General features: G+C 70.3%; 11 protein-coding genes, 3 tRNA genes and 1 pseudogene. 8 read left to right on the top strand and 7 right to left on the bottom strand.

The window, feature by feature from the left end:
* The first annotated feature begins 28 nt into the window (after positions 1-28).
* From ACZ7N4_RS03205 to ACZ7N4_RS03195, 3 genes and pseudogenes are all read left to right on the top strand, one after another.
* Positions 29-1294 carry an NAD(P)/FAD-dependent oxidoreductase gene (locus tag ACZ7N4_RS03205; protein WP_471353184.1) on the top strand — a complete coding sequence of 422 codons (1266 nt, stop codon included), beginning with the start codon at positions 29-31 and terminating at the stop codon, positions 1292-1294.
* A 47-nt stretch (positions 1295-1341) separates the two neighbouring features.
* Positions 1342-3246, top strand: a complete 1905-nt coding sequence (gene dnaG, locus ACZ7N4_RS03200) for a DNA primase (RefSeq protein ID WP_471353182.1) — start codon at positions 1342-1344, stop codon at positions 3244-3246.
* Between the two features lie 117 nt (positions 3247-3363).
* Positions 3364-4582, top strand: a pseudogene (locus ACZ7N4_RS03195) (RNA polymerase sigma factor).
* Between the two features lie 6 nt (positions 4583-4588).
* Here the strand turns inward: ACZ7N4_RS03195 and ACZ7N4_RS03190 are convergent.
* The 6 genes from ACZ7N4_RS03190 to ACZ7N4_RS03165 all read right to left on the bottom strand — a co-directional run bounded on the left by ACZ7N4_RS03190 (position 4589) and on the right by ACZ7N4_RS03165 (position 12187).
* Positions 4589-5848 carry a hypothetical protein gene (locus tag ACZ7N4_RS03190; protein ID WP_471353180.1) on the bottom strand — a complete coding sequence of 420 codons (1260 nt, stop codon included), beginning with the start codon at positions 5846-5848 and terminating at the stop codon, positions 4589-4591.
* Between the two features lie 71 nt (positions 5849-5919).
* On the bottom strand, positions 5920-6429 hold the full coding sequence (locus ACZ7N4_RS03185; protein ID WP_471353178.1) for a SigE family RNA polymerase sigma factor: 510 nt from the start codon (positions 6427-6429) through the stop codon (positions 5920-5922).
* Between the two features lie 174 nt (positions 6430-6603).
* A complete protein-coding gene (locus tag ACZ7N4_RS03180; RefSeq protein WP_471353176.1) occupies positions 6604-8532 on the bottom strand; it encodes an ABC transporter ATP-binding protein in 1929 nt (642 codons plus the stop codon).
* Positions 8532-10265 carry an ABC transporter ATP-binding protein gene (locus ACZ7N4_RS03175; protein ID WP_471353174.1) on the bottom strand — a complete coding sequence of 578 codons (1734 nt, stop codon included), beginning with the start codon at positions 10263-10265 and terminating at the stop codon, positions 8532-8534. Before ACZ7N4_RS03175 ends, ACZ7N4_RS03180 begins: the two co-directional genes overlap by 1 nt.
* 112 nt (positions 10266-10377) lie before the next feature.
* Entirely contained in the window at positions 10378-11817 is a 1440-nt protein-coding gene (locus ACZ7N4_RS03170) for an FGGY family carbohydrate kinase (RefSeq protein WP_471353172.1), read from the bottom strand.
* A 64-nt stretch (positions 11818-11881) separates the two neighbouring features.
* Positions 11882-12187 carry a YtxH domain-containing protein gene (locus ACZ7N4_RS03165; RefSeq protein WP_471353170.1) on the bottom strand — a complete coding sequence of 102 codons (306 nt, stop codon included), beginning with the start codon at positions 12185-12187 and terminating at the stop codon, positions 11882-11884.
* A gap of 159 nt (positions 12188-12346) precedes the next feature.
* Here ACZ7N4_RS03165 and ACZ7N4_RS03160 point away from each other — a divergent pair.
* The 3 genes from ACZ7N4_RS03160 (at position 12347) to ACZ7N4_RS03150 (ending at position 12762) form a co-directional block, all read left to right on the top strand.
* Positions 12347-12419: transfer RNA gene (locus ACZ7N4_RS03160), tRNA-Asn, on the top strand.
* Positions 12420-12425: 6 nt separating this feature from the next.
* Positions 12426-12498: transfer RNA gene (locus ACZ7N4_RS03155), tRNA-Asn, on the top strand.
* A gap of 187 nt (positions 12499-12685) precedes the next feature.
* Positions 12686-12762: transfer RNA gene (locus ACZ7N4_RS03150), tRNA-Ile, on the top strand.
* A 107-nt stretch (positions 12763-12869) separates the two neighbouring features.
* Here the strand turns inward: ACZ7N4_RS03150 and ACZ7N4_RS03145 are convergent.
* A complete protein-coding gene (locus tag ACZ7N4_RS03145) occupies positions 12870-14750 on the bottom strand; it encodes a tyrosine-type recombinase/integrase (RefSeq protein WP_471353168.1) in 1881 nt (626 codons plus the stop codon).
* 560 nt (positions 14751-15310) lie between these two features.
* Between ACZ7N4_RS03145 and ACZ7N4_RS03140 the strand changes: the two genes are divergently transcribed.
* Together ACZ7N4_RS03140 and ACZ7N4_RS03135 are read left to right on the top strand one after the other, a co-directional pair.
* Complete coding sequence (locus ACZ7N4_RS03140) at positions 15311-16291, top strand: recombinase family protein (protein WP_471353166.1); 981 nt, start codon at positions 15311-15313, stop codon at positions 16289-16291.
* Between the two features lie 61 nt (positions 16292-16352).
* Positions 16353-16756: helix-turn-helix domain-containing protein (locus ACZ7N4_RS03135; RefSeq protein WP_471353164.1), on the top strand; the 404-nt coding region annotated here is incomplete at its 3' end.

The following is a 16756-nucleotide window of genomic DNA, read 5'->3' as shown; positions in this document are numbered from 1 at the left end:
TGGCGGCACCCTTACGAGGAGGCATCAAGTGGTCGACGCGGATCAGACATTCATCATCGTCGGAGGCGGTCTCGCCGGCGCGAAGGCGGCCGAGACGCTCCGCGCGGAGGGCTTCAGCGGCCGGGTGATACTGATCTGCGACGAACGCGACCACCCGTACGAGCGCCCGCCGCTGTCCAAGGGCCACCTGCTCGGCAAGGAGGAGCGCGACAGCGTCTTCGTGCACGAACCCGCCTGGTACGCGCGGAACGACATCGAGCTGCACCTCGGACAGACCGTGGACCGGATCGACCGTACGGCGAAGACGGTCCGCTTCGGTGACGACGGCACCCTCGTCCGCTACGACAAGCTGCTCCTGGTCACCGGTGCCGAGCCGCGCCGCCTGGACGTCCCCGGCACCGACCTGGCGGGCGTCCACCACCTGCGCCGCCTCGCGCACGCCGAGCGGCTCAAGGGCGTCCTGCACCACCTCGGCCAGGAGAACGGGCACCTGGTGATCGCGGGCGCCGGCTGGATCGGCCTGGAGGTCGCGGCGGCGGCCCGCGAGTACGGCGCCGAGGTCACGGTGATCGAACCGGAGCCGACCCCGCTGCACGGCGTCCTCGGCCCCGAGCTGGGCAACGTCTTCGCCCAGCTGCACCGCGAGCACGGCGTCCGCTTCCACTTCGGCGTGCGGCTCACCGAGATCATCGGCCAGGACGGCATGGTCCTCGCGGTCCGCACGGACGACGGCGAGGAACACCCGGCGCACGACGTCCTCGCGGCGATCGGCGCGGCACCGCGGGTCGCGCTCGCGGAGGCGGCGGGCCTGGAGATCGCCGACCGGGCGCACGGCGGCGGCATCGTCGTCGACGAACGGCTGCGCACCTCGGACCCCGACATCCACGCGGCCGGCGACGTGGCGTCCTTCCCGCTGGCCCTGTTCGGCACCCGACTGCGGGTGGAGCACTGGGCGAACGCCTTGAACGGGGGCCCGGCGGCGGCCCGCGCGATGCTCGGCCAGGACGTCACCTACGACCGGGTGCCGTACTTCTTCACCGACCAGTACGACCTGGGCATGGAGTACAGCGGGTGGGCGCCGCCGGGGACGTACGACGGGGTGGTGATCCGGGGCGACGTCGGCAAGCGGGAGTTCATCGCGTTCTGGGTGAAGGAGGGACGCGTGCTGGCCGGGATGAACGTGAACGTGTGGGATGTCACAGAGCCGATCCAGAACCTGATCCGTTCCCGGGTCCGGGTGAACGTCGAGGCCCTCTCCGACCCGCACGTACCGCTGGGCGACCTCGCCCCCTGATCCCCGCGGGCACCGGGACTGTCACCGCGCCCCCGTAGACTTCATCCGTGGCAGGACGGATCAACGACGAGGACGTGAAGGCGGTACGGGACGCGGTCCCGATCGACGCCGTGGTCTCCGAGTACCTCCAGCTGCGCAACGCGGGCGGCGGCAACCTCAAGGGCCTGTGCCCGTTCCACGACGAGAAGTCGCCGTCCTTCCAGGTCAGCCCGAGCAAGGGACTTTTCCACTGCTTCGGCTGCCAGGAGGGCGGCGACACCATCACCTTCGTGATGAAGGTGGACCACCTCTCCTTCTCGGAGGCGGTCGAGCGGCTGGCCGCGCAGGCCGGCATCACGCTGCGGTACGAGGAGGGCGGGTACAACCCGGCGCACCAGCGCGGCGAGCGGATCCGCCTGGTCGAGGCGCACAAGGTCGCCGCGCAGTGGTACGCGGAGCAGCTCGCCACCAGCGCCGAGGCCGAGACCGGGCGGGTCTTCCTCGCCGATCGCGGTTTCGACCAGGCCGCCGCCGTCCACTTCGGCGTCGGCTACAGCCCGCAGGGCTGGGACCACCTCACCCGCTACCTGCGCGGCAAGGGCTTCACCGACAAGGAGCTGGTCGCCTCCGGCCTGGCCCAGGAGGGCCGCCGGGGCCCCATCGACCGCTTCCGGGGCCGCCTCATGTGGCCGATCCGGGACATCGGCGGCGAGGTCGTCGGCTTCGGCGCCCGGAAGCTGTACGAGGCGGACACGGGCCCGAAGTACCTCAACACCCCCGAGACGCCGATCTACAAGAAGAGCCAGGTGCTGTACGGCATCGACCTGGCGAAGAAGGAGATCGCGAAGTCCAGCCGCGCGGTGGTGGTCGAGGGCTACACGGACGTCATGGCCTGCCACCTGGCCGGGGTCACCACGGCCATCGCGACGTGCGGTACGGCCTTCGGCGGCGAGCACATCAAGATCCTGCGCCGGCTGCTGATGGACAACGGCAGCGCGCGTGTGATCTTCACCTTCGACGGTGACGCGGCCGGGCAGAAGGCCGCGCTGCGCGCCTTCGAGGACGACCAGAAGTTCGCCGCGGAGACCTACATCGCGATCGCGCCGGACGGCATGGACCCGTGCGACCTGCGCCTCGCCAAGGGCGACGAGGCGGTGGCGGACCTGGTCGAACCGCGCACGCCGCTCTTCGAGTTCGCGCTGCGCCAGATCGTGGCGCGGTACGACCTGGACACCCCGGCGGGGCGCGCCGCCGCCCTGGACGAGGCCGCGCCGATCGTCGCCAAGATCAAGAACACTGGCGCCCAGCACGAGGTCGCCGTGGAGCTGGCCGGCATGCTCGGCATCCTCGACACCCAGTTCGTCGTCCGCCGGGTCGCCCAGCTGGCCCGCTGGGCCCGCGACGGCAAGGGCCCGCAGCAGGACGACCGGCGCCGCCGGCCCGAGCAGCAGTGGGCCGACTCCCCGCGCCCCGCGAACTCCGGCCCGGCGCTCACCCTGCGCAACCCGGTGTTCGCCGCCGAACGCGAGCTGCTGAAACTCGCCCTCCAGCGTCCCGAGCTGGTCTCCCCGGCCTTCGACGCCTACGGCGTGGACGAGTTCACGGCGCCGCCGTACGCCGCCGTGCGCCAGGCCGTCGCGGAGGCGGGCGGCGCCGAGTACGGCGTCCAGGACCCGCAGGAGTACCTGGTCCGGGTCCGTGAGGCCGCGCCGGACGACACGGTCCGCGCGATGGTCACCGAGCTGGCCGTCGAACCGATCCTGCGCCGCACGGTGGACGAGACCTACGCCGGCACGGTCCTCGTCCAGATCCGCCGCCGCGCCGTGGAACGCCGCATCCGTGACATCCAGTCCCAGATGACCCGCCTCTCCACCGGCGGCGACCCCGCCCAACTGGCCGCCGTACAGAACGAGCTGTGGGTCCTCCAGCAGTACGACCAGGCACTGCGGGAACGGGGCGCGGAGGCGCTCTAGGGGGAAGAGCCGCAGGTGCCGAGCGCATAGTCCGACGAGCTGCGTAACCGCTCCGTCACGGACCGATGCAAAAAGTCACCGCACGACCCTCGTGGCGGCGTTGTGTCGTACCCCACACTGGGGGCGGTGCCCGAGCCTCGGAGCGCACGCTGCCGCACACCTTCAGCAGCGATCATCCTGGAGGTCGCCCCCCGTGCAGACCCAGACCCTCACCCAGACCCACAGCACGACCAGCGCCACCAGCACCACCGCGGACGAGCCGGACGCGGAGGCGGACGTCCTCACGGCCGTGCCCCCGCAGGGCCGTGCCGCCCTGCACCCGGAGGCCGTGCCGGGGGAGACGGCGGAGCCGCCCGCCGACGCGTTCACGGACGAGCCCGAGGAACCCGTCGAGGTTCCCGTCGCCGCCCGCCCGGAGTCCGGCGGCCCCTCCGCGGACCTGTTCCGCCAGTACCTGCGCGAGATCGGCCGCATCCCGCTGCTCACCGCCGCCGAGGAGGTGGAGCTCGCCCGCCGGGTGGAGGCGGGCCTGTTCGCGGAGGAGAAGCTCGGCAGCACCCCCGACCTGGACAGCCAGCTGGCGCTCGACCTGGACCGGCTCGTCGTCATGGGCCGGGTGGCCAAGCGGCGGCTCATCGAGGCGAACCTGCGGCTCGTCGTCTCGGTGGCCAAGCGGTACGTCGGCCGCGGCCTGACCATGCTCGACCTCGTCCAGGAGGGCAACCTCGGGCTGATCCGGGCCGTGGAGAAGTTCGACTACGCCCGCGGCTACAAGTTCTCCACCTACGCCACCTGGTGGATCCGCCAGGCCATGTCCCGGGCGCTCGCCGACCAGGCCCGCACCATCCGCGTCCCGGTCCACGTGGTGGAGCTGATCAACCGGGTCGTGCGCGTGCAGCGGCGGATGCTCCAGGAGCGGGGCTGCGAGCCGACTCCCGAAGAGGTCGCCGCCCACCTCGACCTGCTGCCCGAGCGGGTCTGCGAGGTGCTGCGCCTCGCCCAGGAGCCGGTGTCGCTGCACGCCCCGGTCGGCGAGGAGGACGACGTCGCCCTCGGTGACCTCATCGAGGACGGCGACGCGGCCAGCCCGGTGGAGTCCGCCGCGTTCCTGTTGCTGCGCGAGCACCTGGACGCCGTCCTGTCCACGCTCGGCGAACGCGAGCGGAAGGTCGTCCAGCTCCGGTACGGCCTGGTCGACGGCCGCCCCCGCACCCTGGAGGAGATCGGCCGCATCTTCGGCGTGACGCGGGAGCGGATACGGCAGATCGAGTCCAAGACCCTCGGCAAGCTCCGCGACCACGCCTTCGCGGACCAGCTGAGGGGCTATCTGGACTGACGGGCCTCAGCTCCGCCAGTGCGGGTCGAGGGCGATCTCCCGGAGCTGCGCGACGGTGAGGGCCGGTGCGGCCCTGGTGGCGGAGTCGTGCTGCGAGCCGGAGTTGAACGCGCTGATGACGACCCGGAAGCCGTCCTCGCGCATCGTGTCGACGGTCCACATGACGACGCCGTCGCCGCCCTTCTCGCCCGGGCCCTGGTGCACGGCGACCCGCGTGCCGTCGGCGAGCGTCTCGTCGTCGGGGCCGAAGAGATCGTCGCGGACCTCGTCCTGGTGCGGCTGCACGTTGACCTGCACCAGGCTCCTGCCCTTGCCGTCGTCGACGACGGCGTAGGCGAAGTCGCCGTCGTCACCGCTCTTGCCGACGACCTTCAGCCCCCTGGGCAGCAGGGACAGCAGCCGGGTACGGGCGTGCAGGCCGGCGCCGGGGTCCGTGGGGTCGGCGGTGGGCCGGCGCGGGTCGCGCGGGAGGGCGTCCACGAGGATCCGCCACTCCTTGGCCGACGCGAGCCGGGTCAGGGCCGCGGGATCCAGCGGAGGCTCGTCCCGGCTGACGGCGGCGCCCTTCTCGGAGGGCGCGTTCCACTCCGACACGGCGACGTGCTGACCGGTCGGCGTGACCAGCTCCGCGGTCCACAGCTTGGTGTCCGCACGCCGGTCCGGATACTCGTAGCCCCGCATGACCCTGATCACCGAGCCGTCCGTGAGGTGGTTCGTGACGCAGGAGTCGTACGGGACGTAGACCTTGTCCGGGCACTCGACCGCCTGCCGCGCGTCGGTCCCGCCGGGCTCCACGCGGTTGACGCTGACGGACACGGCGGCGGCGCCGTGTCCGTCGTCGTACACGACGGAGGCGAACGGGAACACGGCGGGGCCCTCCTCGGACCCACGCCCCGTCTCCTCACCGGACTTCCCCGGCGGGAGCAGCCGTTCCAGGGTCCGGATCATCTGCTCCTTGCCGACGCCCGGCGCGTGGGTTGCGCCGGGACGCGGGCCGACGGCGACGGAGGACTGCCGCGGCGCGGCCGGGGAGCCGTGCCCCCACGGTACGAGGAGCGCCCCGCCGGCCCCGGCGAGCGCCACCCCGGTGATCCCGCCGACGACGGCCGCCCGGCGCCGCAGCCGCAACCGCCGGCCCCGCAGCGCGCCGGCCGCGGCGAGCGCGCCCCGGTCGGTCTCGAAGGCGCCGCCGGCCTGGCGCAGGGCGGCGGACAGCCGGTCCTCGAAAGGGTCGGTGTGCGGGTCGCTGTGCTGGTCGTAAGGCATGGCGGAACCACCGTTTCGGCGAGGTGAGTGACAGAGGGGGGCGGGTGAGCGCGGGCGGGCGGACCGCGGTGTCAGGGCCGGGCGTACGCGCCGACGTCCTCGCCCAGCAGCTCGCGCAGCCGGGCCAGCGCCCGCGTGCAGCGGGTCCGTACGGCGGCGCAACTCGCGTCGAGGGCGTCGGCGGTCTCCTGGACGGACCGGTCCTCCCAGTACCGCAGGACGACGACCGCCCGGTCCTTCGCGGGCAGCCGCGCGAGCGCGTCGAGCAGCGTCAGCCGCAGCGGCGTGTCCCCGGCGGCGTACGCCACCTCGGGCAGCGTTCCGGTCGCCCGTTCCCCGCTGCTGCGGCGCCGCTGATGGGTGAGGAACACGCGGGTGAGCACGGTCTGCGCGTACGCGGCCGGGTTGTCGGCCCGCGCCACGTGTCCCCAGCGGACGTAGATCCGCCCGAGCGTCTCCTGCACGAGGTCCTCGGCGAGATGCGTGTCCCCGGCGGTCAGCAGACAGGCGGCCCGGTACAGATGTCCGGCCCGCACGGCCGCGAACTCCGCATACTCCTCAGCCCTGGCCTGTCGTCCCATCAGCTCCCCTTGCATCGCGTGACGCGTCCACCTCATTGATGCGGTGGGGGAGCGAAATGTTTCACACGGTTTCCCGCGGATTCCGCGGAGTCCGCTCTGGTGGTGGTCGGCCCACCGACGGGCCACGGACCGGACCGGCCGGCACGAGCGGCTCGATCCGGTCCGCACCGCGCTCTAGTCGACCTCGGCGACCGCCTGCGCGAACTGGGCCTTGTACAGCCGCGCGTACGCCCCGTCCGCCGCCAACAGCTCGGCGTGCCCGCCCTGTTCCACGATGGAGCCGTTCTCCATCACCAGGATCGTGTCCGCGTCCCGGATCGTGGAGAGCCGGTGGGCGATCACGAACGACGTACGGCCCGCCGCCAGCTTGGCCATCGCCTTCTGGATCAGCACCTCGGTACGGGTGTCGACCGAGCTCGTCGCCTCGTCCAGCACCAGGATCACCGGGTCGGACAGGAACGCCCGCGCGATGGTGATCAGCTGCTTCTCACCGGCGCTGACCCCCGTGCCCTCGTCGTCGATCACGGTGTCGTACCCGTCGGGCAGGGTGCGGATGAACCGGTCCGCGTGCGCGGCCCGGGCCGCCTCCTCGATCTCGCCCCGGGTGACCTCGCGCGAGGCGCCGTACGCGATGTTCTCCGCGATGGTCCCGCCGAACAGCCAGGTGTCCTGGAGCACCATGCCGATCCCGGACCGCAGTTCGTCCCGGGTCATCCTCCGGATGTCGACCCCGTCCAGCGTGATCCGGCCGCCCGAGACGTCGTAGAACCGCATCAGCAGGTTGACCAGCGTGGTCTTGCCCGCGCCGGTCGGGCCGACGATCGCCACCGTGTGCCCGGGCTCCACCGTCAGCGACAGGTCCTCGATCAGCGGCTTCTCCGGGTCGTACCGGAACGACACGTGCTCCAGGCGCACCCGCCCGCGCAGCTCCTCCGGCCGCTCGCCCGGCACCGGGTCCGCCTCCTGCTCCTCCGCGTCCAGGAGTTCGAAGATCCGCTCGGCCGAGGCGACACCGGACTGCACCAGGTTCGCCATCGACGCCACCTGGGTCAGCGGCATAGAGAACTGCCGCGAGTACTGGATGAAGGCCTGCACATCACCGATGGAGAGGGAGCCGGACGCGACGCGCAGCCCGCCCACGACCGCCACCAGCACGTAGTTCAGGTTCGACACGAACATCATCAGCGGCTGCATGACACCGCTGTTGAACTGCGCCTTGAACGCGGCCTGGTACAGCGCCTCGTTCTGCTCGGCGAACTGCTGCGCCGACTCCCGCTGCCGGCCGAACACCTTCACCAGGGTGTGCCCGGTGTACATCTCCTCGATGTGCGCGTTCAGCTTGCCGGTGGAGCGCCACTGCTGCACGAAGTGCGGCTGCGACCGCTTGCCGACCCGGGTGGCGACCACGAACGACAGCGGTACGGTCACCAGCGCGACCAGCGCCAGGATCCACGACACCCAGAACATCATCGCGAGGACGCCGACGATGGTCAGCACCGAGTTGATCAGCTGCCCCATCGACTGCTGGAGCGTCTGCCCGATGTTGTCGATGTCGTTGGTCGCCCGGGACAGCACCTCACCGCGCTGCCGCTTGTCGAAGTACGACAGCGGCAGCCGCGACAGCTTCGTCTGCACGTCCTCCCGCAGCCGGTACATCGTGCGGTTCACGGCCCGGTTCACCAGCCGGGTCGCGACCGCCATCAGCAGACCGGCGACCAGGAAGGTGCCGGTGGCGAGCAGCAGCACGTCGCCGACGGCACCGAAGTCGATGCCCTTGCCGGGCGTGAAGTCGGTGCCCCGCAGCATGTCCGCGACCCGGCCCTGGCCGCGCTCGCGCATGGAGTCGAGCACCTGCTCCTTGCCTGCCCCGGCCGGCATCCGCCGGCCGATGATGCCGGCGAAGACGAGGTCGGTGGCCCGGCCGAGGATCTTCGGGCCGATCACGTTGAGGCCCACGCTGACGACCACGCAGGCCAGCAGGCCGTAGATCGTGAACCGTTCCGGTCCGAACCGGGCGACGAGCCGTTTGCCCGACCCCTTGAAGTCCATCGAGCGCTGGTCGGGGCCGCCCCCGGCCATCATGCGTCCCATGGGACCGGCCATCAGGCGGCCTCCGCTTCCGTCAGCTGGGAGAGCACGATCTCCCGGTAGGTCTCGTTGGATGCCATCAGCTCGGCGTGCCGGCCGGTGCCGACCACCCGGCCCTCGTCCAGCACGATGATCCGGTCCGCTTCCCGGATGGTCGCCACCCGCTGGGCGACGATCACGACGGTCGCCTCGGCGGTCTCCCGGGCGAGCGCCGCGCGCAGGGCCGCGTCCGTGGCGTAGTCGAGCGCGGAGAAGGAGTCGTCGAAGAGGTAGATCTCCGGGCGCTGCACCAGCGTGCGGGCGATGGCGAGCCGCTGCCGCTGACCGCCGGAGACGTTGGTGCCCCCTTGCGCGATCGGCGCGTCCAGACCGCCCTCCAGGTTGCTCACGAAGTCCTTGGCCTGCGCCACCTCCAGCGCGTGCCACAGCTCGTCGTCGGTGGCGTCCGGATTGCCGTAGCGAAGGTTCGTGGCGACCGTGCCCGCGAACAGGTACGGCTTCTGCGGCACCAGTCCGACGGTCTTCGCGAGCAGCCGCGGGTCGACCTCCCGGACGTCCGTGCCGTCGACGAGGACCTCGCCCTCGGTGGCGTCGAACAGCCGGGGGACGAGTCCGAGCAGCGTCGACTTGCCGCTGCCGGTGGAGCCGATCACGGCGGTCGTCTCGCCGGGCCGGGCCGTCAGGCCGACGGACTTCAGCACCGGCTCCTCGGCACCCGGGTAGCGGAAGCCCGCCCCCCGGATCTCCAGGTGCCCGTGCGCGCGCAGCTCGGTGACGGGAGCCGCCGGCGGCACGACGCTGGACTCGGTGTCCAGGACCTCCTGGATGCGCTCGGCGCACACCTCCGCGCGCGGCACCATCATGAACATGAAGGTGGCCATCATCACGGACATGACGATCTGCATCAGGTAGGCGAGGAACGCGGTGAGGTCGCCGATGGCCATCTGGCCGCTGTCGATCCGGTGGGCGCCGAACCACACCACCGCTATGGACGACAGGTTCACCACCGTCATCACGATCGGGAACATCAGGGCGAGCATCCGGCCGGTGGCCAGCTGCATGTCGGTCAGCTCGGCGTTGGCCTTGCCGAACCGGCCCTGCTCGTACTCGTCACGGACGAAGGCGCGGATCACCCGGTTGCCGGTGATCTGCTCGCGCAGCACCCGGTTCACCGTGTCCAGACGGACCTGCATCGACCGGAACAGCGGGCGCAGCCGGCGCACGATCAGCGTCACGGAGACGCCGAGCACCGGTACGACGGCGACCAGTACCGCCGACAGCGGCACGTCCAGGCCGAGCGCCAGCACGATCCCGCCCACGCACATGATGGGCGCCGACACCATCAGGGTGAACGTCATCAGGACCAGCATCTGGACCTGCTGCACGTCGTTCGTCGTACGGGTGATGAGGGAGGGAGCCCCGAAGTGACCCACCTCACGCGCGGAGAAGGACTGGACCCGGTCGAAGACGGCACCGCGCACGTCCCGGCCGAGCGCGGAGGCGGTCCGGGCGCCGTAGTACACGGCGCCGATGTTGCACACGACCTGCGCCAGCGAGATGGCGATCATCAGGGCGCCGAAGGACAGGATGTAACCCGTGTCACCCTTCACGACACCGTTGTCGATGATGTCCGCGTTGAGAGTGGGCAGGTAGAGGGTGGCGCAGGTCTGCAGGAACTGCAGCACCACCAGCAAGGCGATGGGTTTCTTGTAGGGCCTGAGATAGGTCCGCAGAAGTCGTATGAGCACGCTACGTCTCTCGGAGTCGGCGACAGGGCTGAACGGTTGCCCTTGGCCCCTATCGTCGGACACTCCACCCGCGTTACCTCAACCGATTAACCCGGCCGCCGCTCTCCTTGAGCTAAGAGCGGAAAGCCCCCGGATGCGTCTGCTCCCGCACCGCCGTGAACTGCTGCCGCACCGCCTGCCCCACGGCCAGTTCCTCGCCGGGCTCCAGTACCTGCGCCGCCGCGCCCTGCCAGGCCGGCGGCGTCCGCGGGTCGAGTGTGCCCTGCGACACACCGAGCGCCCAGGCGGCCTGCCGGGCCGCGCCGATCGCCGTGTAGTCCGCGGGCTGCGGTACGACGACCTGCGCGCCGAACAGCGACGGCGCCGAGGCCTGCACGGCGGGCAGCTCGGCGGCCGGGCCCAGCAGGAAGATCCGCCGCACCTCCACGCCCCGCCCGCGCAGCACGTCCAGCGCGTCCGCGAGCCCGCACAGCATGCCCTCGAACGCCGCCCGCGCCAGGTGCTCGGGCTTCATCGACTCACGCCGCAGCCCCGCGAGGGTCCCCGCGGTGTGCGGCAGGTTCGGCGTCCGCTCACCCTCCAGATAGGGCAGCAGCACCAGCCCGTGCGCGCCCGGAGTGGACTTCATGGCCAGGTCGGACAGGCTCTCCAAGTCCGGCAGGCCGAGGAGTTCGGCGGTGCCGCGCAGGGCGCGTACGGCGTTCAGGGTGGTGACGACCGGCAGGTGCATGCCGGTCGCGTCGGCGAGCGAGGTGATCATCCCGGTCTGGTCGGCGAGCGCCTCCGGGTGCACGGCCATCACCGAGCCGGACGCCCCCAGCGACACGACCGCGTCCCCGAGGCCGATCCCCAGCCCGAACGCGGCGGCCATGGTCTCCCCGGTGCCGGCGGAGATCAGCAGCCCCTCCGGGGTCGTACCGGCCGCGTCGGCGGGGCCGATCACCTCCGGCAGCACCGCCTGGTGGCCGAGCGCCAGCTCGACCAGGTCGGGCCGGTAGGCGCCGGTGGCCGCCGACCAGTACCCGGTGCCGGAGGCCCCGCCGCGGTCGGTGGTCCGGCGCACGGGCCGGCCGAGCAGCTGCCAGACCAGCCAGTCGTGGGCCTGGAGCAGGACGGCCGTGCGCCGCGCGTTCTCCGGTTCGTTCTTCGCGAGCCAGCGCAGCTTGGTGACCGGCCGGCCCGCCTGCGGCACGCAGCCGACGGCCTGCGCCCAGGCCTCCTTGCCGCCGAGCGCGTCCACGAGGTCGGCGGCCGCGACCTGGGCGCGCTTGTCCCCGCCGACCATGGCCGGGCGGACGGTGTTGCCCTGGGCGTCCAGCGGTACGACCGCGTTCTGCTGGGACGCCACGCCGATCGCCTGCACGCCCTCCAGCAGACCGCCGCCGGCCGCCTCCCCCAGGGAGAGCAGCCAGGCCTGCGGGTCGACGTCGCTCGGACGTCCCTCCATCGGATGCGGGGCGTACCCCTGCCGTAGTACGGCACCGGTGTCCGTGTCGCAGACCACGATCCGCGTGAACTCCGGTGAGCTGTCCAAGCCGGCGACTATCCCCATGCCAAGGGATTTTGCCGTATCGGCGGGGGTGACTGTGATCCGCCGGGGTGCGGGTGCCCGCCCCCTAGGTGTTGCTCGTGCCCCAGTCGTCCCCGCCGCTGCCGTTGCCGTTGCGTTCCCGCAGGGTGCGGACCCGCTGGGCCACCGACTCCGGGACACGGTCGCCGACCTTGTCGCTGACCGTGTGGAACGCCTTGCCGGCGTAGACCCGGCTCTGCTGGGCCGCGCTCTCGGCGGTGTTGCGCACCGCCGGGTTCTGCGCGATCTGCCGGGCCGACTTCTTCAGCTGTTCGTAGCGCTCGCGTCCGGCCCTCGTGCCGAGTACGTAACCGAGGGCCAGTCCGCCGAGGAACGTGAGCCGGTAGCGCATGGCTGCCACCCTTCCCGTGTGTAGGTCTCTGGTGCGGCGCTGGCGCCGGGGGATACCGATTGGCGGAGCACCCCCCTGCTTGCGCTAATGTATGTGTCGCAGCGAGCGCCCGCCCCCTGGCGAATACCCGGGTAGGCACGTTCGATGCAATCGAGGCGATCCTCCGTAGCTCAATTGGCAGAGCAGCCGGCTGTTAACCGGCAGGTTACTGGTTCGAGTCCAGTCGGGGGAGCTTCGGTCCTCCGTAGCTCAATTGGCAGAGCAGCCGGCTGTTAACCGGCAGGTTACTGGTTCGAGTCCAGTCGGGGGAGCGCAGTGAACGAGGACCCCTTGGGGGTCCTTTTTCATGTCCGTTCCCGGTCCACGGGAACCGCTGCCCCCGCCGCGGTGTCCTCAAGGTCATGAGCAGCGCGGAAGCCGACCATCCGAGGCAGGAGATCGTATGAGCGGCTATGCTGCGGCAGACGGCGCGCACACTTGTACGCGACACGCCGTTATGGGGCGGTAGCTCAGCCGGTTAGAGCAGCGGACTCATAATCCGTCGGCCGTGGGTTCGAGTCCCACCCGCCCCACCAGTCGCTACACGCGCAGAAGCGTTTCTATCTGCGGAAACGTACGAAGGAGGGCCGCCACGCCAGCGTGGCGGCCCTCCTTCACTCCGCCAGACCAAGATCCAGGGACCCTACAGGGGCCCGGAGGTCCCCACTCGGGCCTGAGGCCCCTGTGCGGCCTCCTGGGAGCGTTCCTGATCTTCCTTGGAGGCCTCGGAGTCGCCTGGGGCGACAGGGACGGGCGCCCACGCTTCAGGGTCCATCTCCGTCCCGTCGTCGATGACGAAGCGGGCAAGGTGATGCTGGCCCTTCCCCAGCCCTGGAAGACGTGTAGTCACCTTGTCCGCCGACAAGATCCTCAGGCGGGTGTCCTTGCAGTGGTCGCGAACCCACTGGATCACGGTCCGGGTCGCGTTCTCCTGACTGGCGACGGCTGTCTTGATCTTGCCGAGCGGGCGGCTGTTGCGCGGAGTCTTTACGCTGATCGTCCAGGCGCCGTCGGCGTCTCGGGCAGCGTCGGCGTAGACGACGGCCGTGCCGTCGCTGAACAGCTTCTGGGGAAGGGTGAGCGGGCGGAGCACGTTGTAGGGGACGCTGCGCGGGATCACGGCCGTCATGGACTCGACCTCGCGGCGCGCGAGTTCGGGGAGGACGCTGGTGTAGGTGTCGGAGGTGATCTGGCGCGAGCTGTGGCCCAGCCGCTCCTGGATGACCTTGATGTCGTTCCCCTGGAGTAGCGACAGACTTGCCGAGATGTGCCGGAGATCATGGAGGCGGACCGGCGGCAGACCGGACAGCTCCACCAGGCGCTTGAAGCGTCGGCTCACCCAGTCGGGGTGAAGGGGCTCGCCGTTCTCCTGCGTGAAGACCCGGTCCGACTCGACCCAGGCTTCTACTCCAGACCACTCCTCACGCGCTTGGTCCTGCTTGGCTCGCCACTGAGCCAGGACCTCGGTCGACTCCTCGCTCAGGTCCAGCGTGCGGACGCTGTCGGCCTTGGGCGCTTCGCCGTACAGCCGGTAGGCCACTTCAACGATCTGGGCGGATATGCGAAGCCAGAAATTGTCGAGGCTGACTTCCGGCCATGGAAGGGCGCACATCTCGCCCCGTCGGGGGCCGAGGAAGATGAAGGAGTGCCATAGGGCGTAGAGCCAGTCGTCTCGGACGAAGTCGAGGAACTGCCCGGTCTGCTCGGGTGTCCAGACCATGACGGGGCCTGGCTTCTCCCCGGTCCGCTTCCAGTGCTCGACCCGCTCTGGCGTCCACACCAGGGGCTTGGGCCGGCTGACCGTCGGCAGCTCGACGAGCTGGGCCCAGTTCTTGCTGAACGCCTCTTCCCGCTTCATCCCCCAGGTGATGGCGGAGGAGATGGTGTCGTTGATCCGGTGCATCGTTGCGGGGGAGGTGACCTTGCGCAGTCCCTTGCGGCCCTCGCGCAGTGCGGCGTTGGCCTCCAGGTAGGCACGCCGGGTGCGTCGGCGTTCCTCCTTCTGGCCTGCGGCGCGGACCCACGCTGTGTGGGCGGCGTCGCGGGCCTGGGTCAGTTCCTCGACCCGCAGGCGGTGCAGCGTGCGCTCGGCGTTCTCACGCTCGATGGCCTTGTACATCTGGTCCAGGTGGCGCACGCGCAGGTCACGGCGCTTGATGTGGCCCAGGTGGGGGATGAGGTAGTTGTCGATGTGCTCCTGATAGCCGTGCTGGGTGGTGCGGGCGAGGGACTTTTTGGCGTCGATCCAGCGCCGCAGGTAGTCGGCCATCGTCTCGGTGGACAGAACGTCGGTGCCGCGGTCGGCTTCCTTGAAGACCTTCTCGGCCTCCTCTTCGGCCTTCTCCTTGGTGGGGAAGCCGCCGCGCTTGACGCGGCGCCGCTTGCCGTTCTCCCCGCGCTCCAACTCCAGGGAGAAGTACCACGTTCCGTGGCCCTTGCGGCCGAGCTTGGGGCACGTCAGCCCTATGTCTCCGGTCTTCGGGCTGTCGTCGTCGTTCAGGACGGGCTTGCCCGTCTTGTCCATGAGTGGACCCTTGCACTGGCATCGCCGGTAGAAGTTCGGCGAGTACATCCGACCCCCTGCTGACGGCTGGCTCCAGGCCAGCCGGGTTGTGCGTACGTATCCGTACGTGTCTGGCGTGATCTCTTTCGATCTTGCTGGGGCTGTCGGACACCGTTGTAAAGTTGCCAGCATGTTGGCGCGGGGGAGACAGGCGACCAACGACATGACTGCTCAGGAAGCGGGCGGGCCGACCGGAGCCATGGGGCTGGAGGAGCTACTTGCTCTCCCCGCCACGGTCAATGTGACAACGGCTGGACGTGCCCTGGGCATTGGCCGCGACAAGGCGTACGAGTTGATCAGGACGGGCACGTTCCCCGTCAGGACGCTGCCCCTTGGGGGTACGGTCCGTGTACCGACGGCCGAGCTGTGGAGGGTGCTCGGTGTCGAGCCTCGTACGGAGGTGAGTCCATGATTACGAGCAATGCGCGATTCTGAGGTGTTCGGTGGTCTATCTAAACTGTGACCTATCTCGCTGGTAAATTAGTGGATGTTGGGAGGGGTCGGGTAGAGGGGTCGAGATCATGCCAAGGCTCTACGGTTTCTGGGACATGGCGTACCAGCGCGTACGCGAGGACGAGGCGGAAGGTATCCGAGCCGCCGCCTCGCGGCGGCTGGAGAAACAGAGCTGGCCGGCGATCACTGCATGGATGACCGAACACGGCTACCGCACCACCCAGGGCAACGAGTTCAAGCCGGATGTGCTGGCCGGCGTCCTCCATCACCCGGCCATCGCTGGTCTGAGGGAGACCGAAGACGGCGAGCTGGTCGACAGCGGCGGCCCTCGGATCATCCCGGTAGAGGACTTCCTCGCCATCCGTGCCCTGCGGCAGGTCAGCGACCCCGACAAGCAGCGCGGTGACCAGCGGGAGTACCTGCTCTCAGGTCCCATCAGTGTGTGCGGCCTCTGCGGTCATACGCTGGGCGCGTCGCCGTCGAACGCCGGAGCCCGAGGCCACCGCTGCCCTCCCAGCTCGGCACAGCACCCGGGCGGCTGCGGCAAAGTACGCATCAACGCCGATCTGTTCGAGACGTACGTCGCGGAACACGTCCTGGCCGAACTGGCCAAACCCGAGGTGGCAGAGCTGATCGCCGCCGTACGCGAGGACCTGCTCGCCCAGGCAGCGGACCTGGACAAGCAGGTCGCCTCGGCGCGTCGGCGGCAGAAGAAGTTGGGCGCGGATTATGCCAGGGGGTCAGGTATGTCGCTCGCCGCGTTCAAGGCGGCAGACAAGGAGTTGACCAACCTGATCCGGGAGAAGGCGACACAGGCCCGGTTCTTGAAGCAGGTGAAGCACGTCCCCGTCGGGGACGTCCCGGATCTCGTGCGTTGGTGGAAGCACGCGCCGTTGAAGGCCAAGAAGGGCCTGGTCGTTCTTCTCCTGGAGCAGATCGCCGTGTACCCAGCCGCGTCCAAGGGCTCGCGCACCGTGGACGCGGACCGGGTCGCCCTCACCTGGCGGCAGTGGGGTGCCGCCGAGCAGGAGCCTCGCTCCGCTTACTGACCTTTGCGGCGTGTTGTCGTTACGGGCTGACGATGGGTGATCGTTGCGGTATGCCGGTTGTGTGAGATATCCGCAGGGTGGTGGGCTGACGCCTGAACGGCAGGCGTTTCGCGAGCGGATCCGGCTGGAGGCCGCGGAGCGATTTGCAGCGGGTGCCTCCAACGTCGAGGTCGCCAAAGACTTACGGGTGAGTGTGCGCTCGGTGCAGCGCTGGCGCCGGGCCTGGCACGACGCCGGGCCCGAGGGACTGCAGTCTGCCGGGCCCGTGTCACGGCCCAAGCTGAGCGAGGCCCTGTTCATCGTGCTTGAGCAGGAGCTCGCCAAGGGGCCGGTCGCGCACGGCTGGCCGGACCAGACGTGGACCCTGGCACGGATCAAGACGCTGATCGGGCGCCGGTTCCACAAGAGCATGACGCTGTCGGCGATCGCGAAGATGCTGCACCGGCACGGCTTCAGCCACCAGGT

It is taken from the genome of Streptomyces sp. NPDC107654 (genome assembly GCF_055639035.1).
This window is presented reverse-complemented; position numbering and strand designations above follow the sequence as displayed.